Below are 25842 nucleotides of genomic sequence, written 5' to 3'. Positions count from 1 at the left end.
CCGGGACCGGGCCGCCGGACGTCGGAACGGCGGCCCGGAGCCGGGTCACGGACGCGGCGGGGTCACTGGTAGGTGATGTCCGAGTCCGAGAACTTGCAGTACGTCCCGTCGGGACCGGAGCCGAGGTCCTTCGGCTCCTTGCCCGAGTTGTTGCCCTGGAAGCGGGTGCAGGTCTTGATCTTCTTCTTGCCGTCGCCGTGGACGCGGATCCCCGACAGCGTGGCGGTGTCGCCGTAGTTGGTGTTGATGCCGACGATCGACTTGCCGGGCGCGGTCACGTCGATGTCCTTCAGCACGATCGTGCGCTTGTACTGCGTCTTGCAGTTGCCGCAGGAGCGCACCAGCTTGCCGAAGTCCTCGACCTGGAAGCCGCTCACGGTCAGCGTGCCCGCGCCGTTGAACTGCAGCACCTTGTCGTCGGCCTTCTTCGCGCCGCCGCCGATCACCTTGTACTGCGCCGACGACGACTTGCCCTTGAAGCTGGCGGCGTCCTCGCCGACGTCCAGCCACCACACGTTCTGCAGCGTGCAACTGCCCTTGCAGTGCACACCGTCGGCGGCCGGGGTGCCGATGACGACGTTCTTCAGCGTGGCGCCGTCGGCCAGTTCGAAGATCGGGTCCTGGCCCTCGTCCTGGCTGTCGCCGCCCAGGGCGCCGGTGCCGTAGAAGCGCTTCATGCCGCCGTCGTAGACGCCGGAGACCGGCACGGTCTTCGACACCGGCTTGCCGCCGGTGTCCGAGGGCCAGGCGGAGGCGGCGCCCGCGGTGGACAGCATCGTCGAGGTGACGATCGCCGCACCCGTGACGCCGAGCGCGGAGAACCCGGCGATCGCCGCCCGCCTCTTCGCGGTCCGGCGCCGGTGGGAGACGCGCTGTTCGGCTCGTGCAGTCATGCCCAATTCCTTGCGTGGGGAGGATCTTTGCGCCTCTTGGTCGCCACCGGTGCGGGAAGGGTTGCCGCTCTTCCGAGGAATTCTCCACGAGCCGGTCGTCACGAGTCCCCGTCGTCGGACGAACCGCCCCCGTCCGTCGTGTCCTTGTCGCCCTGGCGCGCGAAGTCACCGCCCACGGAGAGCCGTTGCGAACCGGCGGCGGCCGTCGCGGTGTAGCGGTCGCCCCCGGCGTCCCGGCCGCCGCGTGCGTGGTCGTACTGTCCCGCGAACACCCACTCGCCCGGCGGGACCGTACGGCCCTCCTTCAGCGCCCAGGTGTAGACGAGGAAGCCGTCCCGCTCCCGGACCGTGAGGCCGAAGTCGGCCTCGGGCAGCGAGCGCCAGGCGCCCGTGGAGGTCACCCCGCCGGTCTGCGCGATCCGCAGCTCCACGGTGAGCGCGGTCAGCCGCTCGGTGGTCTTCAGGGTGACGTTGCTCTGCGCCCAGAACTCGTTGCTGTGCGGGTCCACCGAGCCGTCCGACCACAGCGGCCCGTCCTCCACCCCGGCCGGCGGCCGGACGGTGCCGGACGGGGTCGGCGTCCCGGCGGGCGGGGTGCCGGTGTCCCGCGGCCGGTCCGGGGCGTCCGTCGAGGGCTCCACCGGCGGCACGGGCGCCCTGCTCGTCGCCTCCGGGGAGGGCGTGGGCGCCGGGACCGGCGAGACGGCCACGTGCCGCTGCGAGGGGGCCTCGTCGCCCTTCACCGCGGAGGCGACGGCGTAACCGCCCACCGCGAGCACACCGGCCACCGCGGCCGTCGCGCCCGCCACCCGGAGCCAGCCGAACACCGTTGGACGCCGGGCCCGGTGGTCCGGGCGGGCCGGGCCGGCCATGCCGCGCTCGATCCGGGCCAGCATGCGTTCCCGGTCGGGCTCGTGCGCCCCGGCCGCCTCCTGCAGCCGGGCGCGCAGCTCCTCGTGCACGTCCCGCCGCATCGTCACCGGTCCCTTCCCTCGGCCCCACCGGAGCGTTTCCGCACGCCCGCGGCCGTGTCCCCGCGGGCGGCCGTCCCCACCGCCGCGTGCACCCGCTGCGGCACCTCCCGGGTGCCCAGCAGCCTCTGCAGTTCGGCCATCCCCTTCGAGGTCTGGCTCTTCACCGTGCCCACCGAGACGCCCAGGGCCAGCGCGGTGTCCTTCTCCGACAGGTCGAAGGCGTGCCGCAGCACCACGCACGCCCGCTTGCGGAACGGCAGCCGGCGCAGCGCCTCCTGCACGTCCACCACGCCCGCCACGTCGGGGTTCTCGGTCCGCTCCTCGCGCTGCGACCAGAACAGCGCGATCCGGCGCCGTTCGCGCACCGCGCCGCGGATCCGGGTGCGGGCCAGATTGGCCACCACGCCCCGGGCGTACGCCACCGGATGGTCCGCGGCCCGCACCCGGTCCCAGCGGTGCCACAGCGCCAGCAGCGCGTCCGCCGCCAGGTCGTCGGCGGTGTCCGCCTCACCGGTCAGCAGATGGGCCAGCCGGGACAGTTCGGCGTAGTGGCGCTCGAAGAAGGCGTGGAACTCCACGGAGGCGGTGTCGTCGACGACGGTGCCCATGGCCTACCTCCCCTCGCAGCGGCGTCGGGCGCCCGGCGGGCACCTGTCTGGCTGTGTCCGTCCTGTGGGCGACGTGTGAGCGTCCGGCGTCGGCCGAACGGGATCCGGAGCGTAGCAGTGATCGTTCACGCGTTCGTGCGGAGGGCCGAACGGTGTATGACGGGTCGACACTCGATTCCGTAGCACGAAACACATCCCGACTCGACCCCCCGCGGGCACGGTTCGACCGGTGCTCGGCCATGGACCACCCGGGCACCGAGGAGCGTGCGCGGCGTCCTGCGGCGCCGGGGACGACCCCGCGCGCCTGCCGCCGCCCTCACCAAGGAATTGACGGGGCGTCAGAGCGCCCCGTCGGCCGGAGGACGGCCCGGGCGGCCGCTCACCTCCCGCGCAGGAAGCCCGCCTCGTAGGCCGCGATGACGGCCTGGGTGCGGTCCCGGGCGCCGGTCTTCGCCAGCACCGACGCCACGTGCGTCTTCACCGTGGCGGGGCCGACCTCCATCCGCCGTGCGATCTCCGCGTTGGTCAGCCCGGCCGCCACGTGCCGCAGGACCTCGCTCTCCCGTCCGGTGAGCCGCGCCACCCAGGCGGGAGGCGCGGGCGAGGTGCGCGCGTGCTCGGTGGCGAGGGTGCGCACCGCCGCCGGGAACAGCAGGGTGTCGCTGCGCGCCACCAGCCGCACCGCTCCCACGAGCGTGTCGGCGTCCGTCCGCTTGAGCAGGAACCCGGCGGCGCCGGCGCGCAGCGCGTCGTACACGTAGGAGTCGTTCTCGAAGGTGGTGACGACGACGATGCGGGGCGCCTCGCCGGGATCGGCGAGGATCCGCTCGGTGGCGCGGATGCCGTCGACCAGGGGCATCCGGACGTCCATCAGCACGACGTCGGGCCGGCGGTCCCGCACCACGGACACCGCCTCCGCACCGGTGGCCGCCTCGCCGACCACCTCCAGGTCCGGCTCGGCGCTGAGGATCGCCCGCAGCGCGGTGCGCACCATGCGCTCGTCGTCGGCGAGGACGACACGGATCGGGGAGGGGCCGGTCATGGGGGTCCTTTCGGTCAGGTCGCCGTCCGCATCGGCAGCCGCACGTGCAGCCGCCAGTCTCCCCGCACCGGGCCGGCCCGGACGGAGCCGCCCAGCAGCCGGGCGCGGTCCCCGATGCCGCGCAGGCCGTGGCCGCCGCCGGGGCGGGGCCCGGGGCGCCGGCCGGGGGCGGCGGCCAGGGGATTGGTCACGGTGATCTCCAGGTGGCCGTCCCGCACCTCGACGCGCAGGGTGACGGCGACGCCCTCGCCGGCGTGCCTGAGGGCGTTGCCCAGTCCCTCCTGCACGATCCGGTAGGCCTCGCGGGACAGCACCGGCGGCAGTGCTTCCGGCGCCGTCCCGACCAGGGCCGTCACCGTCACCCCGCTCGCCCGGGTGCGGCGCAGCAGGCCGTCGAGGTCGTCGGCGAGCGTGGGTGCCGGGGCGGTGCCGGGCGCGTCGCCGTCCCGCAGCACCCCGAGCACCGCGTCCAGTTCGCCCACCGTGCGCCGGGTGGTCTCCTCGATCGCGGCGAGCGCCTCACGGACGAACTCCGGGTCGCCGTCCAGGACCCGGCGCGCCGCGCTCGCCTGGAGGGTGACCGCGCTCAGCGCGTGCCCGACGGAGTCGTGCAGCTCGCGCGCCAGCCGGTTGCGCACGGCGAGGTCGGCGGCGCGTGCCTCGGCGGCGGCGAGCCGGTCCTCGGGGGTGGGGCCGAGCAGCGCGGGCGCCCAGCGGGCCAGCAGCGCCCCGGCCCCGGCCGCGCAGCCGGCCAGCGCCAGGAGCGAGGCCACGCCCGCGACCGGCGCGAGCGCCAGGGCCCAGGAGTGGTCGAGGACCTCCGGTAGCCCGAGCCGGGAGTCCCGCAGCCCCGCGACGAGCGGCAGCACGATCAGCACGGCGGCGAACGGCGGTATCGCCAGCGACATCCCGGCGACGATCCCGCCGAGCGCCAGGTGCAGCGTGTACCAGGCCGCCGTACGGCCCTTCGCGACCCGGCCGCGGGCGGGCCCGTCGGCGAGCCGGTCGGCGTCCACCCCGCACAGCCAGCGCACGGCGGCGCTCTCCAGCGGCCGGGTCAGCGGGAACAGGGAGGTGAGCGCGGCGAGGGGCAGACCGATGCCGAACGAGGAGAGCTGCAGGGGCAGCGAGGTGAAGACGCCGGTGTCGTCGGCCGCCGGCCCGACGAGGACCGCGCCGACGAAGACGTACGGCATGGCGAGCGCACCGCCCAGGATCAGATGGACCCAGCGCAGGCGGGCCCGCCGCCCGAACAGCGGCCGCGCGAACGCCCTCACGTCACCGGACGCCGCACTGCCCCGGCGGACCGCGCCGCGAGGAAGCGGGCGCCGACGGCGGCGACGAGGAGGCCCACGATCATCTGGCCAGCGTAGGTCAGGAACATCAACTTCGTCGGGTGGTCGGCGGAATCCCCTCCGGGGATCAGCGCGACCGCCGCCATCCAGCCGCCCCAGCAGGCCACGGCGCCGGAGCCGATCCCGGCGAGGGCGAGCGGCACCCGCACCGCGAGAGCCGGGGCCCGCCGGAAGGCCAGCAGCACCCCGCCGGTGACCGCGGCCAGGAGGAAGAGGGCGTACAGGGTCTCCAGGACGTGGAAGTCGCTGCCCCGGCCCGCGACGGCGCCCGCGCTCAGACCGGCCGTGCCGCCGCAGGCCCAGAGGACCCGGAGCGTCAGCGGGAACAGCGCGACCACGGCGGCCGTCACCGCGAGGACCCGCTGCGCCGTCCCCGCCGGCCCGGCCGGCAGGTCCCGCATCCGGCCGCGCCACAGGTGCCCCCAGCGGTCCCGGGCGTAGAGCACGAACAGCGCGCCCAGCGCGAGGCCCTGGACGATGAACCCGATGTAGACGACGGCGAACACCCACGTGTGCAGGAAGGGCTCGTCCGTGCCGCCGGAGGTGCCCCCGGCGCTCCCGCCGAGCGCGTGCACCAGCAACTGGAGCGGATAGCCGGCCGTGATCGGCGCCAGCAGCCCGGTCGCGACCCACATCGGCGCCGCGAGCAGCCACGCGGGCACCCCGCGGCCCCAGGGCCGGGTCAGCAGGAGCGCGAGCACGATCACGGCGCAGTCCATCAGGACCGTGAGGACGTTCGCGACGAGCAGCCCGGTGCCGTGGTCCAGCAGCGGGCTGTCCGCCGGAATGCCGACGCGACTGCCCATCAACCAGGCGGCCTTGAGGGTGAGGTACGGCAGGCAGGCCGCGACGGCGACGGCGCGCAGCAGCCTGCGGGAGCGGGGGAGTGCGGTGCCTTCGGCGGAGGCGGTGGGGACGAGGGTCTGTGACATGCCCCCACCGTCCCGCGCGACCGCCCGCGGGCACCTCCTGCACGGCGACGATCCGCCTCCGCCGCACGGGGGAGGGGCACTCGGCGCGAGGTCGCACACCGCGCCCGCCCGGGCCGGGCTCCGGCCGCGCCGCGGGCCCCGCGCGCGGTCAGCCGTCCAGGGCCAGCACCAGCTCGTCGACCTCCGCGTCCCGCCCGGGCGCGTACGCCGTGGCCCGTCCGGAGACCTCGAAGCCGCACCGCTCCAGCACGCGCAGCGACCCCGTGTTGTCCGCGGCCACACGCGCGTACAGCGGGCGTTCGGTCACCTCGGCCAGCAGCCCGCGTAGCGCGGCCGTGGCGACGCCCCGGCCCCAGTACGCGCGGTCGACCCAGTACGTCACCTCGCGCTCGCCCGCCTCCCCGTACACCGACGCGTGGCCGATCACGTCCCCGTCGCCCAGCACGGTGCGCACGACGATCTCCGGCGAGCTGCGGATGTGGGCCCAGTGGGCGTCGAAGGCGTCCCGGTCGGCCGGGTCCCGGGGGGTGAAGGCCGCCATGCGCAGGGCGTCCGGGTCGTTCAACTGCCGGTAGAAGACGGGCAGGTCGCTGTCGTGCACCGCACGCAGGGCGATGTCCATCGGGTACGTCCCGTCCGTCGGGTTCGTCGGGTTCACCGTTCAGAGCCTCCGGGTCGCCAGGGTCAGCCGGTCACGCGCGTCGAACAGGGCGTCCTTGACCATCTGCTCGTGCGCGGGCGTGAGCCGGGCCACCGGCACCGAGCAGCTGATCGCGTCCCGCGCGGGGGTGCGGTAGGGGATCGCCACGCCGAAGCAGCGCAGCCCGAGCGTGTTCTCCTCGCGGTCCACGGCGAAGCCCTGCTCCCGCACCTGGTGCAGCTCCTCGATGAGCTTCTCCCGATCGGTGATGGTGTTCTCGGTCAGGGCGGGCAGCGTCTCGGGGAGCATCTTGCGCACCTGCTCGTCCGTGTACGTGCTCAGCAGCGCCTTGCCCAGCGAGGTCGAGTGCGCGGGCAGCCGGCGGCCGACCCGGGTGAAGGGGCGCAGGTAGTGCTGCGACTGGCGGGTGGCCAGGTAGACGACGTTGGTGCCGTCGAGCCGGGCGAGGTGGATGGTCTCCGTCGTGTCGTCCGAGAGCCGGTCCAGGGTGGGGCGGGCCGCCGCCACCACCTCGTCGCCGTCGATGTAGGAGGTGCCGACCAGCAGCGCCCGGACGCCGATGCCGTAGCGCGTGCCCGTCGCGTCCGTCTCCACCCAGCCGAGGTCCACGAGGGTGCGCAGCAGCATGTAGAGGCTGGACTTGGGGTAGCCGACGGCCTCCTGGACCGCCGCGAGTGAGTGCATCCCGGGGCGTCCGGCGAAGTACTCGAGCAGTTCAACGGTCCGCACCGCGGACTTGACCTGCGCCCCGCCGCCCGTCTCGCCAGCCGACATCGCCCTTGACCCTCTCGTTCGCCGGGAAATAGTCTCCGCAGCATATTCATCATCAGAGACAGTGTTCAGCATATCGAACAGTCCTGGTGGATGACGTACATCCTGCGGCATCGCATGCGGCATTCAAGTGGAGGGACCCGTGGTGGCAGCAGCACCAGTCTGGAGTGTCGACCCCCGAACCGGGAAGCAGCGTGAACAGGTTGCGGTGGAGGCCACGGCCCAGGAGGTGGACGCCGCCGTCCGGGCCGCGCACGACGCGCGGGACGCGCTGGCCGACCGCACCGTCCGCGCGGCGTTCCTGCGCACGGCCGCCGACGAACTCGAGGCGGCCCGGGACCGCCTCGTCGAGGCCGCCGACGCGGAGACCGCGCTCGGCCCGGTCCGGCTGACCGGTGAACTCGCCCGCACCTGCTACCAGCTGCGGGCCTTCGCCGGCATCGTCGACGAGGGCGCCTTCCTCGACGTCGTCATCGACCACCCCGACGACACCGCCACCCCGCCCGTCCCGGACCTGCGCCGCCACAAGGTCCCGCTGGGCGTCGTCGCCGTCTACTCCGCCTCCAACTTCCCCTTCGCCTTCTCCGTCCCCGGCGGCGACACCGCGAGCGCGCTCGCGGCCGGCTGCCCGGTCGTCGTCAAGGCCCACCCCGACCACCCGGCCCTGTCCGAGCTGGTCGCCAGGGTGCTGCGCCGGGCCGCCGCCCGGCACGGCGTCCCCGAGGGCGTGCTCGGCCTGGTGCACGGCTTCGAGGCGGGCGTCGAACTCGTCAAGCACCCGCTGGTCTCGGCGGCCGGCTTCACCGGTTCCGTGCGCGGGGGCCGCGCCCTCTTCGACGCGGCGGCCGCCCGCCCGGTCCCGATCCCGTTCCACGGCGAGCTGGGCTCCCTGAACCCGGTCCTGGTCACCGAGGCCGCGGCGGCCGAGCGCGCCGAGGAGATCGGTGCGGGCCTGGCGGGCTCGATGACGCTGGGCGTCGGCCAGTTCTGCGTGAAGCCGGGCCTGGTCCTGGTGCCGGCCGGCGCGGCCGGCGACCGGCTGGTGAAGTCCCTGACCGACGCCGTCAGCGACACCGAGGCGGGTGTCCTGCTCGACCACCGCATGCGCGACAACTTCGTCGCCGGGGTCGCCGAGCGCACCCGGCTGCCCGAGGTGGAGTCCCCGGTGACGCCGGGCGCGGGCGGCGAGCACACGGTCAGCGCGGGCTTCCTCACCGTCCCGGCGAGCCGGCTGGCTCAGGAGGGCGAGCACGACCTGCTCCTGGAGGAGTGCTTCGGCCCGGTCACCGTGGTGGCCCGCTACGAGGACGAGGCCGAGGCGCGGGCCGTGCTGTCGCGGCTGCCGGGCAACCTCACCGCGACCGTCCAGCTCTCCACCCGGGAGGCGGAGGGCGAGGGCCGCGGCGCGGAGCTGGTGCGGGAGCTGACGCCGCTGGCCGGCCGCGTATTGGTGAACGGCTGGCCGACGGGCGTCGCGGTGGCCCCCGCCCAGCACCACGGCGGGCCCTACCCGGCGACGACCTCCACGTCCACGTCCGTGGGCGGCACGGCCATCGAGCGGTGGCTGCGGCCCGTCGTGTACCAGAACACGCCCCCGGCGCTGCTGCCGGCGGAGCTGCGGGACGACAACCCGCTGGGGCTGCCGCGCCGGTTCAACGGGCGTCTGGAGCGGTAGCGTCCCGGCGGACGCGCCCGCCTGGCACACTCACCGGATGGACGTAGAACTTCCCGAACTCCCCTTCCCCCTCCGTACGTACGGTCCCGACGGGAACTGGTCGTACGAGGACGGTGTGCTGACCGGCTGGGCGGGCGCCCGCCAGGACCGCTTCGTGCCGCCCACCGGCGAGGCGCTGGACTCCGCCACCGACGCGCCCCGGCTGCTGGGCGCGCCCGAGGGCGACTTCCAGCTGATCGCCCGCGTCACGGTCGGCTTCGCCGCCGCCTTCGACGCCGGGGTGCTCTACGTCCACGTCGGCGAGCGGGCCTGGGCCAAGCTCTGCCTGGAGTACTCCCCGGACGTGCCCACCCTCTGCACGGTGGTCACCCGGGGCCACTCCGACGACGCCAACTCCTTCACCGTCGAGGGCGGTTCCCTCTGGCTCCGGGTGAGCCGCACCGGCCGCGCCTTCGCCTTCCACGCCTCCCGCGACGGTGAGCGCTGGACCTTCGTGCGCCTGTTCACCCTCGGCGACGAGAAGGAGTCGGGAGCCGCCCTGGTCGGTTTCATGACCCAGTCGCCGATGGGCGAGGGCTGCGTGGTGACGTACGACCACATCGAGTACCGGCCGAACTGGCCGCGCGACCTGCGGGACGGCAGCTGAGCGGACCGCTCCCCGCCGCGCCCGGGAATGGGAGCGGCTGTTTGAACGTTCACACAGTCGGCGGAGGGAGCCTCCGTCCCCGTACGACCTGGAGAGTGCCGACACGATGCGCGTCGAGATCTGGTCCGACATCGCCTGCCCCTGGTGCTACGTCGGAAAGGCCCGCTTCGAGAAGGCGCTGGCCGCCTTCCCGCACCGCGACGAGGTCGAGGTGGTGCACCGTTCCTTCGAGCTGGACCCGGGCCGTGCCAAGGACGACGTCGAGCCCGTGATCACGATGCTCGCCGAGAAGTACGGCATGAGCGAGGCGCAGGCCGAGGCCGGTGAGGACAACCTGGGCGTCCAGGCCGCCGCCGAGGGCCTGCCCTACCGCACCCGGGGCCGGGACCACGGCAGCACCTTCGACATGCACCGCCTGCTGCACTTCGCCCGCGAGCGGGGCCGCCAGGTGGAGCTGCTCGACCTGCTGTACCGGGCCAACTTCGCCGAGGAGCGGTCCGTCTACGGCGACGACGGACGGCTCGTCGAGCTGGCCGTCGCTGCCGGTCTGGACGCGGACGCCGCCCGGCGGGTCCTCGCCGACCCGGAGGCGTACGCCGCCGAGGTCCGCGCCGACGAGCGCGAGGCCGCGCAGCTCGGCGCGACCGGGGTGCCGTTCTTCGTGCTGGACCGCCAGTACGGCGTCTCCGGCGCCCAGCCCGCCGAGGTCTTCACCCGGGCGCTGACGCAGGCCTGGGGCGAGCGCCCGCGGCTGAAGCCGGTCGACGGCGGCTCCGGCGCGGCGGACGGCCAGGGCGGCCAGGACGGCCAGAACGCGGCGGAGACCTGCGGCCCGGAGGGGTGCGCGGTGCCGCAGCACTGAAACGCCCAGGTCGGGCCGTACGCATAAGGGTTCCTTGGCGGTACCGCGCGGAATTCGGCAATGGACGGGGAGGCCCCGGGCCCGCAGAGTGGACCCATGGAGACCTTCGAGAACCTCGTCCGTGCCGAGTTCGCCCCGAAGACCACCTACCTGAACACCGCGAGCAACTCCCTCCTGCCGGCCCGTACCGTGGCCGCGCTCCAGGACGCCGTGCGGCTGCGCGCGCAGGGCCGTCCGCTGGACTCGTTGTACGCCGACGTCGAGGCCTGCCGGGCCGCCTACGCCCGGCTGGCCGGCGTCCCCGTCGAGCGGGTGGCGGCCGGGGCCACGGTCGCCCTGCACACCTCGCTGATCGCGGCCTCGCTGCCGCCGGGCGCCGAGGTGCTCACCGCGGAGGACGACTTCACCTCCGTCCTCAACCCGTTCCACACCCGCGGCGACCTCAAGGTGCGGGCCGTGCCGCTGGAGCGGATCGCCGACTCCGTCCGGCCGGGCACCGCGCTGGTCGCGGTCAGCGCCGCGCAGTCCGCCGACGGCCGGATCACCGACCTGCCCGCGCTGCGCGAGGCGGCCCGGGCGCACGGGGCGCGCACCTACGTCGACTTCTCCCAGACGGCCGGCTGGCTGCCGATGGAGGCCGACGCGTTCGACTACTCCGCCTCCATCACCTACAAGTGGCTGCTCGGCCCGCACGGGGCGGCCTTCCTCGTCGTGCCCGAGGACCTCGGCGACCTGCCGCCGGTGCAGGCGAGCTGGGCCGCGGGGGAGGACCCCTGGGCCAGCTGCTACGGACCCGTCGCCGAACTCGCCCACTCCGCGCGGCGGTTCGACTCCAGCCCCGCCCTGTTCACCTACGCGGGACTGCGCGCCTCCCTCGAACTCATCGAGGAGCTCGGCGTGGACGCCGTCCGGGCCCACGACCTGGCCCTCGCCGACCGCTTCCGCGCGGGCCTCGCCGCACTGGGCCACGAGCCCGTGCCCGTGCCCGCGCCCGGCTCGGCGATCGTGTCCGTGCCCGGACTGGGGCGCCTGCAGCCGGAGCTGTCCGCGTCGGGCATCGAGGTGTCGAACCGCGCGGGCAACCTGCGGGCGTCCTTCCACCTGTACAACACGGCCGCCGACGTGGACCGGCTGCTGGAGGCGCTGCCCGGCTGAGGGCCCGGCGCCCCCTCCCCCCGGCCGTGCGCACGGCAGCGGGCCGGTGCCTCCCTGTCCCACCCGAGGAGGCCCGGCCCGCGGTCGGTGTCACACCGTCACTTCACCGGCGTGAAGTCCCTGGCCCCGATGAACTCCGGCCGCCGCACCGGCGCCGCGAACGGCTCGACCGCCGTGTTCTCGACGCTGTTGAACACGATGAACACGTTGCTGCGCGGGAACGGCGTGATGTTGTCGCCGGAACCGTGCATGGCGTTGCAGTCGAACCAGGTCGCCGAGCCCGCCCTGCCGGTGAACAGCTTGATGCCGTACTCGGACGCCAGCGAGGTCAGCGCCTCGTCGGACGGCGTGCCCGCGTCCTGCATCTGCAGCGACTTCTTGTAGTTGTCCTTCGGCGTGGCCCCCGCGCAGCCGAGGAAGGTCTTGTGCGACCCCGGCATGATCATGAGCCCGCCGTTGGTCTCGAAGTTCTCGGTCAGCGCGATCGACACGGACACCGTCCGCATCCGCGGCAGACCGTCCTCGGCGTGCCAGGTCTCGAAGTCCGAGTGCCAGTAGAAGCCGCTGGCCCCGAAGCCCGGCTTGACGTTGATCCGCGACTGGTGGACGTACACGTCCGAGCCGAGGATCTGCCGGGCGCGGCCGACGACGCGCTCGTCGCGCACCAGGCGCGCGAACACCTCGCTGATCCTGTGCACCTCGAAGACCGAGCGGATCTCCTGGGACTTCGGCTCGACGATCGACCGCTCGTCCTCCCGGATCGCGGGGTCGGCGACCAGGCGGTTCAGCTCGTCCCGGTAGACGGCGACCTCGTCCTCACCGATCAGCTGGTCGACGGCGAGGAAGCCGTCACGTTCGAACGCCCCGAGGTCGGCCGGCGTGATCGGGCCGGGCGCGTCGGGGGCGCCCCAGACGACCGGGTCCTGGCGCGGGGTGAGCACCTCGGCGGTGCCGCGCGTCGGGTAGAGGTCGGGGACCCGGGTGCCGGTGGTGGTGGTCGCGGTGGTCATGGAACCTCACACCTCCTCGGTGAGCAGCGGGTAGACGCCGTTCTCGTCGTGGTCCTCCCGTCCGGTGACCGGCGGGTTGAAGACGCAGATGCAGTGGAAGTCCTCCTTGACCTTGAGCGTGTGCCGCTCGTGGCCGTCCAGGAGGTACATGGTCCCGGGCGTGATCCGGTACGTCTTCCCGGTCTCGTGGTCGGTCAGCTCGGCGTCGCCCTTGGTGCAGACGACGGCCTCGATGTGGTTGGCGTACCACATCGACGTCTCGGTACCCGCGTAGAGGATCGTCTCGTGCACGGAGAAGCCGACCTTCTCCTTGGCGAGGACGATGCGCTTGCTCTCCCAGGTGCCGGACGCGGACTTCACGTGCCGGTCTGTGCCTTCGATCTCCTTGAAGGAACGGACAATCACGGTGTTGCGATGCCTCCTAGATGGTGGTGTCTGCCGGGTGCCCGGGCCGTCGGCCCGGTGGTTCAGGCGGTTTCGCGGACGGCGCGGGCGAGCGTGGTCAGCCCCTCGTCCAGCTCGTCCGGGGTGACGGTCAGGGCCGGGAGCAGCTTGACGACCTCGCCCTCCGGGCCGGACGTCTCGATCAGCAGGCCGAGTTCGAAGGCGCGCCGGGCGATCCGCTCCGCGCGGTCCTTGTCGTGGAACTCCATGCCCCACACCAGTCCGCGGCCCCGGTACTCCTTCACGTCGGCGCGGTTCTCCTCGGCGACGGCGAGCAGTGCCCGCTCGACCTGCTCGCCGCGCGAGCGGGTCTGCTTCTCCATCGCGCTGCCGTCGGCCCAGTAGGCCTCCAGCGCCGCGGTGGCGGTGACGAAGGCGGGGTTGTTGCCGCGGAAGGTGCCGTTGTGCTCGCCCGGCTCCCAGACGTCCAGCTCGGGCTTGAACAGGGTCAGCGCCATCGGCAGCCCGTAGCCGCTGATCGACTTGGACACGGTGACGATGTCGGGCGTGATACCGGCCTCCTCGAAGGAGAAGAAGGCGCCGGTGCGGCCGCAGCCCATCTGGATGTCGTCGACGATCAGCAGCATGTCCTGGCGCTCGCACAGCTCGGCCAGGGCCCGCAGCCACTCGGGCCGGGCGACGTTGATGCCGCCCTCGCCCTGCACCGTCTCGACGATCACGGCGGCGGGCTTGTTGAGGCCGGAGCCCTGGTCCTCCAGGAGCCGCTCGAACCACAGGAAGTCCGGGACGGTGCCGTCGAAGTAGTTGTCGAACGGCATCGGCGTGCCGTGCACCAGCGGGATGCCCGCCCCGGCCCGCTTGAAGGCGTTGCCGGTCACCGCGAGCGAGCCCAGCGACATGCCGTGGAAGGCGTTGGTGAACGACACGATCGCCTCGCGTCCCTTCACCTTCCGCGCCAGCTTCAGCGCGGACTCCACGGCGTTGGTGCCCGTCGGCCCCGGGAACATGACCTTGTACGGCAGGTCGCGCGGGCGCAGGATCCAGTTCTGGAAGGACTCCAGGAACGTGCGCTTGGCCGTCGTCGACATGTCGAGCCCGTGCGTGACACCGTCCCGCTCCAGGTAGTCGATCAGCGCCCGTTTCAGGACGGGGTTGTTGTGTCCGTAGTTGAGTGAGCCGGCTCCGGCGAAGAAGTCGAGGTACTCGTGGCCGTCCTCGTCGTACATGCGGCTGCCGTGCGCACGGTCGAAGACGGTGGGCCAGCCGCGGCAGTAGCTGCGCACCTCGGACTCGAGGGTCTCGAAGACGCTCAGGTCGGGCTGGGTGATGGTCACGACGAATCGCTCCTCGGTGGCGTGGGAGATCGGAAGGAGTCGGAAGGTCCGGAAGGTCGGGACGGGGGCCGTGCGGTCAGTGCGCGAGGGGGCCGATGCGGTACAGGACCTCGGGGTCGTGCGGTCCGTCGGGGAACTGGCCGGCCTCGAACAGCACCTCGCGGTCCAGCAGGGCGCCGTGCCGTTCGGCGAACGCGGTGAACAGCCGTTCGGACGCGGTGTTGCCCGGGGTGATGGTGGTCTCCACGGTGTCCACCCCGTGCTCCTCGGCGGTCCGGGCGGCCAGACCGTCGAGCAGGGCGGCGGCGAGGCCGCGCCCGCGGTGCGCCTCGTCCACCGCGACCTGCCAGACGAGCAGGGTGCGGGGGCTGTCCGGCCGCAGGAACCCGGTGACGAAGCCGATCGGTTCCCCGTGCTCGTCGCGGGCGACGGCCGAGGTCGCGGCGAAGTCCCGGCACCACAGCAGATAGCTGTACGACGAGTTCAGGTCGAGGACCTTCGAGTCCTTGGCTATCCGCCACAGCACGGCTCCGTCCGCCACGGTGGGGCGGTCGATTTGCAGGTCTGCTTGTGCGGCAGTCATGCGAATTGAACTTACCCAGGTAAATTCAAAATTGCATCGCCTCTCGGGGTTACGTACGAGCTGGATCTGTGTTATCGCGCGAGCGCGTGTGTCTGCGCGAGGGCTCGGCAGAATGCCCTGTTTTTCCAGGGAGATAGGGCGCAGAACGGGCGCGATGTGGAACCGGTCACAACTGCGTAACTCCCTCGGACGGCCTCCGGAAACCGCTGGTCCAGCCCTCGAAATCGTTGCGTTTAAGACCGGAGAGAGCGGGCAGAAGAGGAAGGGAAAGCGCTCTGGAATGTATTCACTGAATAAGCGGAAGAATGTCGCGGGAAGATGCGTGCGAGGGATTCCTGGAATTGCGTGGAATTCATGCCCCGGTCACCCCGTCGATACGTTCGCGCAGCGGACCGGCGGGGCCGTCGTGCCGCGCGTGCTCCTCGATCAGACGGATGAGCACCCGGCGCGGACCGGCCTCCGCCCCGGCGATCGGCCCGTCGCCGATCCGCCCGGTGCCGTCCGGCGCCCGCCCCGCGCACAGCGCCCGCGCGACCTCCCGGCGCCAGATCCCGAGCGCCGCGTCGAGCCCTCGGGCCGGGTCGAGGGCGTACCCGGCCGGATCCGCGGCCACCGGCGGCACGTCGAGGCCGGCGACGACCCGCCGGAGCCGGTTCCGCCCGGCCCCGGCGAGGCGCCGCACCGGCTCCGGCCGGGTCAGCGCCGACGGCGCGACCGGGGCCGGCCGTACCCGTGCGTCGTCCGGTCCCGCGCATTCCGGGCGCCGGCGTCCCGCCCCGCTACCGCCAGGACTTCCCGGCCGCGCGCAGGGCCGCCGCCACGTCCACCGTCAGGCCCTCCTCCGCCAGGACGGCGCCCAGGGCCGTCAGAGCCGCCCGCACCGCGCCCGGCGTCGCGTCGGGGCCGTAGTGGTTGACGCGGATCATCTCCTTGGCGAGGGCGCCGCCGCCCGCGGCCAGGGGCAGTGCCGGGTCGGCGGCCAGGGCGCGGGCCACCAGGTCCGCGGCGGTCGTGCCCGCCGGGGCCCGCAGGGTCGTGGCCACCGGAGCGGCGTCCGCCGCCTCGCGCACGTACGGCTCCAGACCGCCGCCCAGCGCGAGCGCGCCCGCCCGGGTGGCCGCCGCGGCCGATGCGTGCCGGGCCATGACCGCGTCCGGGCCCACCGCCTCGATGCGCTCCAGGCACGCCTCGAGCGCCAGCATCTCCAACTGCGCCGGCGCGTGCAGCAGTGCCGTGCGGCCGCCGTCGATCCAGCGCTCCTTCCAGTCCAGCAGGGACAGGTAGGAGCGGCGCGGCGCCCGCGGGTTCGCGGCCATCCGCGCCCACGCCCGCTCGCTCACCGACACCGCCGACACCCCGGCCGGACCGCCCATCGCCTTCTGCGCGCCGATCACGCACAGGTCCACGCCCCACGCGTCCGGGAGCACCGGTTCGGCGCCGATCGACGCCACCGCGTCCAGGTAGAACAGCGCCCCGTGCGCCCGCACCGCCTCGCCGATCTCCGCGACCGGGTTGGTGTTCCCGGTGGCCGCCTCCGCGTGCACCAGGGACACGAAGTCGATCTCCGGGTGCTCGGCGAGGGCACCGCGGACCTGCTCGGCGGTCACCGCCGTGTGGAAGGGCACCGTCAGGTCGACCACCGTGGCGCCGCAGTCCCGCAGCCAGTCGCCGAAGGTTTGCCCGTAGGGGCCGGTGATGACGTTCAGGGCGGTGGTGCCGGGACCCGCGGTCGCGCGGATCGCGCCCTCCAGCGGCAGCAGCGCCTCGCCCTGCATGACGACGACGTCCTGCTCGGTGCGGAGCAGGCGCGCCACGCGGTCCTCGATCGAGGCGAAGTGCGCGGCGCTCAGCGGGGCCAGGTCGAGGAGGGGGTGGGTCACGGCGGTGCTCTCTTCACTTCGCGGCTTCGCGGATCGACGCAGTCGAGCGTAACCGGCCCCCGGGACCCGGCCCGACCGCGGGGCTCCCGGACCGGGTGGGCGGGAGCGGGCGACGCCTCACTAGGGTGCCGGGTATGAGCGAACGCGCGGTGCTGCACGTGAAGGGGCGGGTGCTCGTCGGACCGGAGGAGGTCCGCGACGAGTTGTGGGTGGTCGGCGGCCGGATCTCCTACGATCGTCCCGTCGGCGCCCGCGACATCCGGACCGTCGAGGGCTGGGTGCTGCCCGGGCTGGTCGACGCCCACTGCCACGTGGGCCTCGACCGGCACGGCGCGGTCCCCGAGGAGGTCGCCGAGAAGCAGGCGCTCACCGACCGCGACGCCGGCGCCCTGCTGCTGCGGGACGCGGGCTCGCCCTCCGACACCCGCTGGATCGACGACCGCGACGACCTCCCGAAGATCGTCCGGGCCGGCCGGCACATCGCCCGCACCCGCCGCTACATCCGGGGCTACGCCTGGGAGGTCGAACCGGACGACCTCGTCGCGTACGTCGCCCGGGAGGCCCGGCGCGGCGACGGCTGGGTGAAGCTGGTGGGCGACTGGATCGACCGCGACCTGGGCGACCTGTCGGCCTGCTGGCCGCGCGGCGCCGTCGAGGCGGCGATCGCCGAGGCGCACCGGCTGGGCGCCCGCGTCACCGCGCACTGCTTCGCCGAGGACTCCCTGCGGGACCTGGTCGAGGCCGGCATCGACTGCGTCGAGCACGCGACGGGCCTGACCGACGAGACCATCCCGCTGTTCGCCGAACGGGGCGTGGCGATCGTCCCCACGCTCGTCAACATCGCCACCTTCCCCCAGCTCGCCGACGGCGGCGAGGCCAAGTTCCCGCGCTGGGCGGCCCACATGCGCCGGCTCCACGAACGCCGCTACGACACCGTCCGCTCCGCCCACGACGCCGGCATCCCCGTCTTCGTCGGCACGGACGCCGGCGGCACCCTTCCGCACGGCCTGGCGGCGGACGAGGTCGCCGAGCTGGTCAGGGCCGGCCTCCCGCCCGTCGAGGCCCTCGCGGCCGGCACCTGGGCGGCCCGGAGGTGGCTGGGACGACCGGGGCTGGAGGAAGGCGCCCCGGCGGACCTGGTGGTCTACGCGTCCGACCCGCGCGCGGACGTACGGGTGCTGAGGGATCCGCGCCGGGTGGTGCTGAACGGGCGCGTGGTCGGGTAGGGCCGCCCCCGGGTGGGACACCCGAGGGTGACGCCGGGGAACAGCCGTGCCCAGGAATTCGAAAACACGCGTCAACTCGCCACGATGGAGTGAAGAGTTGCCGGATCGCTGACGGCCCGTTTCCCGCGCGGACATTCTTTCCGGGTCCCACACCTGTCTCCCGGGGGTCCCACCACCTTGAACAGCGCCATCTTCCGCATGCCCGCACGCCGCCCGGCCGCCGTCGCCGCGGCCGCCGTCCTCGCCGCCGGTTCCCTCGCGCTGACCGGCGCGGGCGCCGCGCACGCCACCGGGGAGCACGGCACCGCCGGCGCCGCCGTGCTGCGCACCGAACTCGACGTGTCCCTGCTCAACAAGACCGTGAACGCGCCGCTCACCGTCTCCCTCAACGAGGTCCGGGCGCCGCAGAGCGCGCGGAGGACCGCGCTCACCGCCCGGTTGGACGGGGTGGACGGCGGCCGGCCGTTCACCGTGCTGCGCGCCGAGGTCGCCGACGCCGGGGCGACGGTGGAGGGGAACAGGGCCGAGGCCTCCGCCACCCTCGCCAAGGCCCGGGTCCACGTGCCCGGACTGCCGCTGCTGGGGCTGATCGAACTCGAGAAGGTCACGGCGAGGGCGGTCTGCGAGGCCGGGAGGGCCCCGCTCGCCTCGACGACCCTGCCCGGCTCCGTGACGGTGCTCGGCAAACGCGTCGCGCTGACCTCCACCGGACCGACCGAGGTGAAGGTGCCGGGCGTCGGCGAGGTGCGGCTGGACCCGTCGACGACGCGGACCACGTCCCGTACGGCCGCCGCCACCGCGCTGCGGCTGAAGGTCGCGGTCGACCCGCTGAAGCTGAACGTCGCCGCGGTCGAGGGCACGCTCACCCTGGCCGAGGCCACGTGCGAGGTACCCGCCGCCCCCGGCGAGCGGCCGGCCGCTGCGGGCTCGCCCGAGGCCGCCGACGTCCGGCCCCAGGGGGCACGGGCGGAGCGGACCGCCCCCGCCGGGGAGAACCTCGCCGAGACCGGCGGCGACTCGATGACCCCGTACATCGCGGGCGGCGCGGTCGCCCTCCTCGCGGCGGGCGGCGGAGCGGTGGCGCTGGCCCGCCGGGGCCGGCGGAGCTGACGCCGGGACGGAGCCCGCGGACCCGGACCCCCGCCGCCCGAACACGGCGGGGGCCTGGGTCCGGCGGGATGAGCCGGACTGCTCTGCCGGACCGGGGAGCTCCGGCTTCCCGGCCCTCCGGCTTCCCGGCTTCCCGGGCTTCCGGTCTCCCGGCCCGCCCGCCGTCCGGCCCGGTGGGCCGGAAGGCCGGATCGGCGCGGGGCGGGCGCGGCGCACGGCTCAGCCGGCCGCCAGCACCCGCCCCAGGGCCGCGAGGAAGCCGTCCACCGTCTCCCGGTCCCGTACCGCCAGCCGCAGCCACCGCTCGTCCAGTCCCGGGAACGTGTCCCCGCGGCGCACCGCGTAGCCGAGGTCGCGCAGCCGGCTCCGCACGGCCGCCGCGTGCTCCAGCCGGACCAGGACGAAGGGGCCCTCGGCGGGCTCCACGACCCGCAGTCCGTGTCCGGCGAAGTCCCGCAGCCCCGCGAGCAGATGCGCCCGGTCCGCCGCGATGCGCTCGGCCGCCCGGGCCGCCTCCGCGAGCGCCCCGGCCCCCACGCACGCCCGGGCCGCGGCCAGCGCGGGCGTGGACACCGGCCACAGCGGCTGGGCGCGCTCCAGCTCCGCGACGGTCTCCGGCGCCGCCAGCACGTAACCGATCCGCAGCCCGGCCAGCCCCCACGTCTTGGTGAGGCTGCGCAGCACCACCAGCCCCGGCACGTCCGTCCGCCCGGCCAGCGCCTCCCGCTCGCCCGGCACCGCGTCCATGAACGCCTCGTCCACCACCAGGATCCGCCCGGGACGGGCGAGTCGGGCGACGTCCGCGGCCGGGTGCAGCACCGACGTCGGGTTCGTCGGGTTGCCGATCACCACCAGGTCCGCGTCCCCGGGCACCGCCGCGGGATCCAGCCGGAACCCGTCCGCCTCCCGCAGTAGCACCCGGCCGACCGCGTGCCCCGCGTCCCGCAGTGCCGCCTCCGGCTCCGTGAACTGCGGATGCACCACCACCGGCCGGCGCGCCCCGAGCGCCCGCGCCAGCAGCACGAACGCCTCCGCCGCACCGGCCGTCAGCAGCACCCGCTCCGCCGGCAGCCCGTGCCGCTCCGCCACCGCCGCCCGCGCGGCCCGGCCGTCGGGATAGGCGGCCAGCCCGGACAGCGACGCGGCGATGTGCTCGCGCAGCCACGCCGGCGGGGTGTCCGCGCGGACGTTCACGGCGAGGTCGATCAGCGCCGAACCGTCGTCGCGGACCTCCGCGTCCCCGTGGTGGCGCAGATCGTGCGCGGGCACGGCACCCCCGGACTCAGTGCGCGTGAGAATGTGCGTGTCCATGCCCGTGATGGTGCCCGTGGTGGTGATGGCCGTCGTCGTCGGGGTGGAAGTGCGGCTGCTGCGGCAGCCCCACCTTGTCCTCGAAGCCCGGCAGCGCGATCCGGTACACGCAGGTGTCGCAGTTCATCCTGAGGTCGCCCTTCACGGCCTCCTCGTACCGCTCCCGCACCAGGTCCAGCAGCTCCGGCTCGGGGCCGATGACGTCCGCCGACCGCACCTGAGCCTCCGGGTGCGCGTGGGCCCACTCCTCCGTCTGCCGCCGCACCCGGTCCGGCAGGATCCCGGTGAACAGGAAGTACGGCAGGACGACGATCCGCCGGGCGCCCAGCCGCGCGCAGCGGTCCAGCCCGCTTGGCACGTCCGGCGCCGCCAGCGACACGAAGGCCGTCTCCACGCCCGCGTACCCGCGCCCCTCCCACAGCAGCCGCGCCGCCTTGAACACCTCGGCGTTGGCGTCCGGGTCCGTCGACCCGCGGCCCACCAGCAGCACGGTCACCTCGGAGCGGTCCCAGGAGGGGTCCACCGCCTCGTCCAGCCGCCGCTGGAGCACGTCCAGCAGGGCGGGGTGCGGGCCCAGCGGACGGCCGTAGGTGTACGAGATCCCCGGGTGGCGCTCCTTCTCGCGGGCCAGCGCCGCCGGGATGTCGCCCTTGGCGTGCCCGGCGGACACCAGCATCAGCGGCACGGCCGCGAACCGGCGCACACCGCGCCCCACCAGTTCGGCGACGGCCTCGCCCAGCGGCGGCGGGGACAGCTCGATGAAACCGCCGGCGACGGGCAGCTCGGGGTGGCGGCGCGCCAGCTCCCGCACGAAGGCGCGGAACGCCTCCGCTCCGGCGTCGTCCCGGGTGCCGTGGCCGGCGATGAGCAGGGCGGGCGGGGTGGTCACAGGGTCTCCTCAGACGAAGTGGGGTGGTACAGCAGGGCGTTGAGCGCGGCGGCGGCGACCGCCGAACCGCCCTTCTCGGACACGTTGCTCACGGCGGGCAGTCCGCTCTCGCGCAACGCGGCCTTGGACTCGGCCGCCCCGACGAACCCGACGGGCAGGCCGATGACGAGCGCGGGGGAGGCGTCCAGGGTCAGCAACTCCTCCAGGGCGGTCGGCGCGCAGCCGATCACCCACAGGGCGCCGGGCCCGACCTCCTCGTACGCCAGCCGCATCGCGTGCGCCGAACGCGTCAGGCCGGGTCCGGCCTGCGCGTCCTTCAGCCGGCACACGGTCGCCCGGCGCGTGATCCCGGCCGCGACCATCTCCACGTCCGCCACGACCGGCGCCCCGGCGTGCAGCGCGACGTGGGCCTTCGCCAACTCGGCCTCGTCCATGACGAGTTCGTCGGCGTAGTCGAGGTCGGCGGAGGAGTGGACGACCCGTTCGACGACCGCCCGAGTCAGCGGCGGGAAGTGCGAGGTGTCCAGCCGGGCGCGCAGCCGGCGGAAGGACTCCTGCTCGATGGGGTGGACCACGCGGTTCACCGGGCCTCCTCCTGGGTCTCCCGAGTCTCCCGAGTCTCCCGGGCCTCCTGGGCCTTCTGGATCTCCTGGCGTTCCGGGGTCTCCTGCCAGCGGTAGCCGCGCGGGGTGACCATGCGCCCCGCGACCTCACGGGTCGCGGTGTTGCCCACGGTCACGACCGTCATCATGTCGACCGTCGCCGGGTCCAGCGCCGCCAGCGTCGTCAGCCGGCTCGACTCGTCCGGCCGGGAGGCGTTGCGCACGACACCGACCGGCGTCGTCGGCGCGCGGTGCCCGGCGAGGATCGCGAGGGCCTTCGGCAACTGCCAGTCGCGGCCCCGGCTGCGCGGGTTGTAGAACGTCACGACGAGGTCCGCCTCGGCCGCCGCCCGCACCCGCCGCTCGATGACCTCCCACGGCGTGTGCAGGTCGGACAGGCTGATCGACACGTGGTCGTGCCCCAGCGGCGCCCCCAGCACCGCCCCGGCCGCCAGCGCCGCCGTCACACCCGGCACGCCGACCACGTCGATGTCGTCGGACGCCTCGGCGAGCGCCGGGGAGGCCATGGCGTACACGCCCGCGTCCCCGCTGCCGATCAGCGCGACCGCCCGGCCCCGGCGGGCCTCCTCGACGGCCGTGCGCGCCCGCTCCTCCTCGGCCCCGAGCCCCGACTCCAGGATCCGGGTGCCGGGCCGCAGCAGGTCCCGGATCTGGTCGACGTACTGGTCGAGCCCGACCAGCACGGAGGTGCGCCGCAGCTCCGCCTCCGCCCGCGGGGTGAGCAGGTCCCGGGCCCCCGGCCCCAGCCCGACCACCGCGAGCCGCCCGCGTCCCGGCCGCCGTACGACGGCGCAGGTCGCCCTCGCCGGCCCCCCGTCCGCGCGCTCCGACTTCCGCTTGGGCACCAGGAGTTCGCCCCCGCGCACCAGCGCGGCGGCCTCCGCGACCGACGGGGTGCCGACGGCGGCGAGCGGCGCGTCGGAGGGGTGGGGCACGTCGATGCGCGCCAACTCCTCGGCCCCGTACGTCACCAGGGGCACGCCCAGGCGCCGGGCCGCCTCCACGATGCCGGGCTCCTCGGCCTTGGCGTCCACGGTGGCGAGCTCGGCGAGCGACGCGGCCGACAGCCCGGCCTCCCGCAGGGCGCCCTCGACCAGGGCGAGCACCTCCTCGACGGGGGCGCCCTTGGAGGCACCGACCCCGACGACGAGGGTCGGCGGTCGCAGGACCGCCTCCCCCTCGCCCGGCTCGACCAGACGGTCCGTGAGGCGGACCGTGTACGCCCCCTCGTCGGCCACCGGCAGCGGCGGCAGCGGCCAGGCCACCTCGGCGCGCAGCGCCACCGCCTCGCCGTCCAGCAGGGCCCGCGAGACGGCGGCGACGTCGCCCTCCACGGGCAGCCCCAGGGTGTCCAGGCCGGCCAGGCCCACCGCGTCGGTCGCCGTGGTGACCACGGGCTCGGCGCCCAGCACTCCGGCGACCTCACGGGCCAGGTCGTTCGCCCCGCCCCCGTGCCCGCCCAGCAGCGACACCGCGAACCGTCCGCCCTCGTCGACGCAGACCACGCCCGGGTCGGCCGCCTTGCCGGCCAGCAGCGGTGCCACCAGCCGCACCACGGCCCCCGTGGCGAGGAAGCACACGAGCTGCTCGCAACTCGCGAACGCGGCCCGCACGGCGTCCGCGACGGGACCCTCGTACACGCGCGTGCGGTCCGGCCACGCGGCGGCCAGCCGGTCCCGCGCAGCCGCTCCCGCCGCGGTGGCGGAGATGAGGCCGATCACTGGGTGACTCCTTCGGTACGGCCGGGGGACCTCACGCCCCACAGCAGGAAAACGGGATTGGTGGCCGCCAGCCGGGTCACGTCCCCGGGCAGCGGCGCGAGCCGCGACGCCTGCAGCAGCACGCCGTCGCAGGTGAACCCGGCGTCCGTCAGCGCCTCGCGGGCCGCCGGGACCCGGTCCAGCGCCGCCAGGGCGACGACGACCGTCCGCCGGGCGCGCCGCGCGCACGCGGCGACGACGGCGGGCAGCTCCCGCCCGCCCCCGCCGACGAACACGGCGTCGGGGGCGTCGGAGCCGTCGGGGCCGTCGAGTCCGGACAGCGCGTCCGGCGCCGTCCCGTGCACCACCCGCACGTCGACCCCGTGCGCGGCGGCGTTGGCGCGGATCCGCTCCACCCCGTCCGGGGTCTTCTCCACCGCGGTGACGGCGGCCCCCAGCCGCGCGCACTCCACGGCCACGGAGCCGGAGCCCGCGCCGACGTCCCACACCAGGTCACCGGGGCGCGGCCCGAGCCGGGCCAGGGCCAGGGCCCGCACCTCGAACTTGGTGATCATGGAGTCGCGGTGGGTGAACGCGGCCTCCTCCAGCGCCCAGCCGGCGGGCCGGCCGGCGTCCCCGCCCGCGACGGTCCGCACCGGGCCGAGGGCCCGTGACGGATCCAGGCACAGCACGACGCTCACCGCCGGGCCCCAGTCCCGCGCCGCGGCCTCGGCGGGCGTGACCCGCTCGACGCGCTCGCGCTCCGGGTCGCCCAGCGCGGAGGCGACGACCAGGAGGCGCCCGGGGGCGTGGCGGGCCAGCGCGGCCCCCAGCTCGGCCGGCCCGGCGCCCGGCCCGGTCAGCACGGCGACCTTCGGGTGGGCCCGGCACAGGTGCACGGCCGTCCGCGGATCCCGCCCGTGCGCGCTGACGACCACGGCGTCGTCCCAGGGCAGCCCGGCCCGCGCGAACGCGGCGGCCACGGAGGAGACACCGGGTCGCACGTCCAGCCGCTCGGCCCCGAACCGCTCGGCCAGCGCCCGCACGATCCCGAAGAACCCGGGGTCCCCGGAGGCCAGCACCACGACCGGCCGCTCCTCGGCGACGTACTTCCCCACGGTGTCCAGCGCGGGCGCCAGCGGCCCGAGGACGACCCGCTCGGCCCGCTCCGGCAGCCGCACGGCGTCCAGGTGCCGCCGTCCGCCGACGACCAGCTCCGCCCCGGCGAGGGCGTCCGCGTCCACCGGCGCGCCGGTCCCCGCGCCCACGACGGTGATCACGTGCGCGCACCCCGCGAACGCAGCTCCCGGCGGGCCCGGGGGTCCGCCTTGCGGTAGCCGTGGAAGTGCCCCGGGTGGTACAGGTGCGAGCGGGTGCCGTGCGCGTCGAGGGCCGGTCCGACCAGGAACAGGGTGTGCTTCCAGAGCTTGTGCTCCTTGACCGTCTCCTCCAGCGTGCCGACCGTGCACCTCACGATCAGCTCCTCCGGCCAGGTCGCCTGGTACGCGACGACGACCGGCGTGGTCGTCGGGTAGCCGCCCTCCAGCAGCTCCCGCACCAGCTGCCCGCTGCGGGCGGCCGACAGGAAGATCGCCATGGTGGTGCCGTGCCGGGCGAACTCGCGGACCTCCTCACCGGGCGGCATCGGCGTCTTGCCGCCGCCGAGCCGGGTCAGGACGACGGACTGCGCCACCTCGGGGACGGTCAGCTCCCGCTGCGCGAGTGCCGCGACGGCGGAGAACGACGACACCCCGGGCACGACCTCCGTCGCGATGCCGATCCGGGCGCACCGGTCGAGCTGCTCCTGCGTGCCGCCCCACAGCGCCGGGTCGCCGGAGTGGATCCGCGCGACCTTCAGTCCTTCCGCGTGGGCCCGTTCGTAGACGGCCACGACGTCCTCCAGGGACATCGTCGCCGAGTCGAGGATCTCCGCGTCCTCGCGCGCGTGCTCGAGGACCTCCGCCTGGACCAGGCTGGCGGCCCAGATCACGACATCGGCCCCGGCGATGGCGCGCGCGGCGCGGAACGTCAGCAGATCGGCGGCGCCGGGGCCGGCACCGACGAAGGTCACCTTGCCTGCGGGGGCATCGGCCATGGGAATCGGTCCTCTCCTGCGGTCGGGGAATCTCGGGGGACGTGCGGGGACGTCGGGGGTTCGGGGGGATCGGGGATCTCGGGATCGAGAAGCGGGCGGTGA

Annotated in this window: 26 protein-coding genes; 6 read left to right on the top strand and 20 right to left on the bottom strand. The window is 74.7% G+C overall.

All coding sequences use genetic code 11. The features are described 5' to 3' along the window. Positions 1–62: 62 nt before the first annotated feature. The 8 genes from CP969_RS10420 to CP969_RS10385 all read right to left on the bottom strand — a co-directional run bounded on the left by CP969_RS10420 (position 63) and on the right by CP969_RS10385 (position 7239). Entirely contained in the window at positions 63–893 is an 831-nt protein-coding gene (locus CP969_RS10420) for a pectate lyase (RefSeq protein WP_016826824.1), read from the bottom strand. A 98-nt stretch (positions 894–991) separates the two neighbouring features. Beyond that, on the bottom strand, positions 992–1873 hold the full coding sequence (locus CP969_RS10415) for a hypothetical protein (RefSeq protein WP_016826825.1): 882 nt from the start codon (positions 1871–1873) through the stop codon (positions 992–994). Further along, positions 1870–2475, bottom strand: coding sequence for a SigE family RNA polymerase sigma factor (locus CP969_RS10410; RefSeq protein WP_016826826.1), 606 nt, complete (start codon positions 2473–2475; stop codon positions 1870–1872). The genes CP969_RS10415 and CP969_RS10410 overlap by 4 nt, the downstream gene beginning before the upstream one ends. 379 nt (positions 2476–2854) lie before the next feature. Next, positions 2855–3517: a response regulator transcription factor gene (locus CP969_RS10405; protein ID WP_016826827.1), complete on the bottom strand. Its 663-nt coding sequence runs from the start codon at positions 3515–3517 to the stop codon at positions 2855–2857. A gap of 14 nt (positions 3518–3531) precedes the next feature. Then, entirely contained in the window at positions 3532–4794 is a 1263-nt protein-coding gene (locus CP969_RS10400) for a sensor histidine kinase (RefSeq protein WP_109541452.1), read from the bottom strand. Beyond that, positions 4791–5804, bottom strand: coding sequence for a hypothetical protein (locus CP969_RS10395; protein WP_004989729.1), 1014 nt, complete (start codon positions 5802–5804; stop codon positions 4791–4793). Before CP969_RS10395 ends, CP969_RS10400 begins: the two co-directional genes overlap by 4 nt. Before the next feature lie 148 nt (positions 5805–5952). Next, on the bottom strand, positions 5953–6426 hold the full coding sequence (locus CP969_RS10390; RefSeq protein ID WP_026085290.1) for a GNAT family N-acetyltransferase: 474 nt from the start codon (positions 6424–6426) through the stop codon (positions 5953–5955). Between the two features lie 39 nt (positions 6427–6465). After that, a complete protein-coding gene (locus CP969_RS10385; protein ID WP_004989734.1) occupies positions 6466–7239 on the bottom strand; it encodes an IclR family transcriptional regulator in 774 nt (257 codons plus the stop codon). A gap of 142 nt (positions 7240–7381) precedes the next feature. Here CP969_RS10385 and CP969_RS10380 point away from each other — a divergent pair, with 142 nt between their 5' ends. The 4 genes from CP969_RS10380 to CP969_RS10365 all read left to right on the top strand — a co-directional run bounded on the left by CP969_RS10380 (position 7382) and on the right by CP969_RS10365 (position 11574). Then, complete coding sequence (locus CP969_RS10380) at positions 7382–8911, top strand: aldehyde dehydrogenase (NADP(+)) (protein ID WP_078495533.1); 1530 nt, start codon at positions 7382–7384, stop codon at positions 8909–8911. A gap of 37 nt (positions 8912–8948) precedes the next feature. Further along, complete coding sequence (locus CP969_RS10375) at positions 8949–9557, top strand: DUF1349 domain-containing protein (RefSeq protein ID WP_004989741.1); 609 nt, start codon at positions 8949–8951, stop codon at positions 9555–9557. Positions 9558–9663: 106 nt separating this feature from the next. Further along, positions 9664–10419, top strand: a complete 756-nt coding sequence (locus tag CP969_RS10370) for a DsbA family oxidoreductase (RefSeq protein ID WP_016826830.1) — start codon at positions 9664–9666, stop codon at positions 10417–10419. 96 nt (positions 10420–10515) lie between these two features. Beyond that, entirely contained in the window at positions 10516–11574 is a 1059-nt protein-coding gene (locus tag CP969_RS10365; protein WP_026085291.1) for an aminotransferase class V-fold PLP-dependent enzyme, read from the top strand. Between the two features lie 98 nt (positions 11575–11672). On the opposite strand, the gene thpD is transcribed toward CP969_RS10365, so the two are convergent. The 6 genes from thpD to CP969_RS10335 form a co-directional block, all read right to left on the bottom strand. Then, positions 11673–12584: an ectoine hydroxylase gene (thpD, locus tag CP969_RS10360; RefSeq protein ID WP_004989748.1), complete on the bottom strand. Its 912-nt coding sequence runs from the start codon at positions 12582–12584 to the stop codon at positions 11673–11675. Between the two features lie 6 nt (positions 12585–12590). After that, complete coding sequence (locus tag CP969_RS10355; protein WP_004989750.1) at positions 12591–12989, bottom strand: ectoine synthase; 399 nt, start codon at positions 12987–12989, stop codon at positions 12591–12593. Between the two features lie 62 nt (positions 12990–13051). Beyond that, positions 13052–14323, bottom strand: a complete 1272-nt coding sequence (ectB, locus tag CP969_RS10350) for a diaminobutyrate--2-oxoglutarate transaminase (RefSeq protein ID WP_004989752.1) — start codon at positions 14321–14323, stop codon at positions 13052–13054. A 76-nt stretch (positions 14324–14399) separates the two neighbouring features. Continuing rightward, a complete protein-coding gene (gene ectA / locus CP969_RS10345) occupies positions 14400–14906 on the bottom strand; it encodes a diaminobutyrate acetyltransferase (protein WP_004989754.1) in 507 nt (168 codons plus the stop codon). Positions 14907–15258: 352 nt separating this feature from the next. After that, the gene (locus CP969_RS10340; protein ID WP_223887154.1) at positions 15259–15606 is read right to left on the bottom strand and encodes a mycothiol transferase; all 348 of its coding nucleotides are present in this window, start codon (positions 15604–15606) and stop codon (positions 15259–15261) included. A gap of 79 nt (positions 15607–15685) precedes the next feature. Beyond that, positions 15686–16786 (bottom strand): pyridoxal-phosphate-dependent aminotransferase family protein, encoded by a 1101-nt coding sequence (locus CP969_RS10335; RefSeq protein ID WP_016826834.1) that lies wholly within the window; start codon positions 16784–16786, stop codon positions 15686–15688. 134 nt (positions 16787–16920) lie between these two features. Between CP969_RS10335 and CP969_RS10330 the strand changes: the two genes are divergently transcribed. Continuing rightward, positions 16921–18012, top strand: coding sequence for an amidohydrolase family protein (locus CP969_RS10330; RefSeq protein WP_004989762.1), 1092 nt, complete (start codon positions 16921–16923; stop codon positions 18010–18012). Between the two features lie 177 nt (positions 18013–18189). Further along, a complete protein-coding gene (locus CP969_RS10325) occupies positions 18190–19122 on the top strand; it encodes an SCO1860 family LAETG-anchored protein (protein ID WP_026085292.1) in 933 nt (310 codons plus the stop codon). Positions 19123–19341: 219 nt separating this feature from the next. On the opposite strand, the gene cobC is transcribed toward CP969_RS10325, so the two are convergent. Genes cobC through cobM form a run of 6 tightly spaced genes read right to left on the bottom strand, consistent with a single transcriptional unit; the run spans position 19342 to position 25740 of the window. After that, positions 19342–20433 (bottom strand): Rv2231c family pyridoxal phosphate-dependent protein CobC, encoded by a 1092-nt coding sequence (cobC, locus tag CP969_RS10320; RefSeq protein WP_150474913.1) that lies wholly within the window; start codon positions 20431–20433, stop codon positions 19342–19344. Continuing rightward, positions 20405–21322 carry a sirohydrochlorin chelatase gene (locus CP969_RS10315; RefSeq protein ID WP_016826837.1) on the bottom strand — a complete coding sequence of 306 codons (918 nt, stop codon included), beginning with the start codon at positions 21320–21322 and terminating at the stop codon, positions 20405–20407. The genes cobC and CP969_RS10315 overlap by 29 nt, the downstream gene beginning before the upstream one ends. Continuing rightward, positions 21319–21906, bottom strand: coding sequence for a precorrin-8X methylmutase (locus CP969_RS10310; RefSeq protein WP_004989776.1), 588 nt, complete (start codon positions 21904–21906; stop codon positions 21319–21321). The genes CP969_RS10315 and CP969_RS10310 overlap by 4 nt, the downstream gene beginning before the upstream one ends. Beyond that, a complete protein-coding gene (cobJ, locus tag CP969_RS10305; protein WP_016826838.1) occupies positions 21903–23666 on the bottom strand; it encodes a precorrin-3B C(17)-methyltransferase in 1764 nt (587 codons plus the stop codon). Before cobJ ends, CP969_RS10310 begins: the two co-directional genes overlap by 4 nt. Then, the gene (locus CP969_RS10300) at positions 23663–24925 is read right to left on the bottom strand and encodes a bifunctional cobalt-precorrin-7 (C(5))-methyltransferase/cobalt-precorrin-6B (C(15))-methyltransferase (protein ID WP_016826839.1); all 1263 of its coding nucleotides are present in this window, start codon (positions 24923–24925) and stop codon (positions 23663–23665) included. Before CP969_RS10300 ends, cobJ begins: the two co-directional genes overlap by 4 nt. Beyond that, the gene (gene cobM, locus CP969_RS10295) at positions 24922–25740 is read right to left on the bottom strand and encodes a precorrin-4 C(11)-methyltransferase (RefSeq protein WP_004989781.1); all 819 of its coding nucleotides are present in this window, start codon (positions 25738–25740) and stop codon (positions 24922–24924) included. The genes CP969_RS10300 and cobM overlap by 4 nt, the downstream gene beginning before the upstream one ends. Positions 25741–25842: the final 102 nt, after the last annotated feature.

This window comes from Streptomyces viridosporus T7A (assembly GCF_008704515.1).
Lineage (GTDB): Bacteria > Actinomycetota > Actinomycetes > Streptomycetales > Streptomycetaceae > Streptomyces > Streptomyces viridosporus.
The sequence above is the reverse complement of the archived record's forward strand: the minus strand, read 5'-3'. Positions and strand labels throughout refer to the sequence as shown.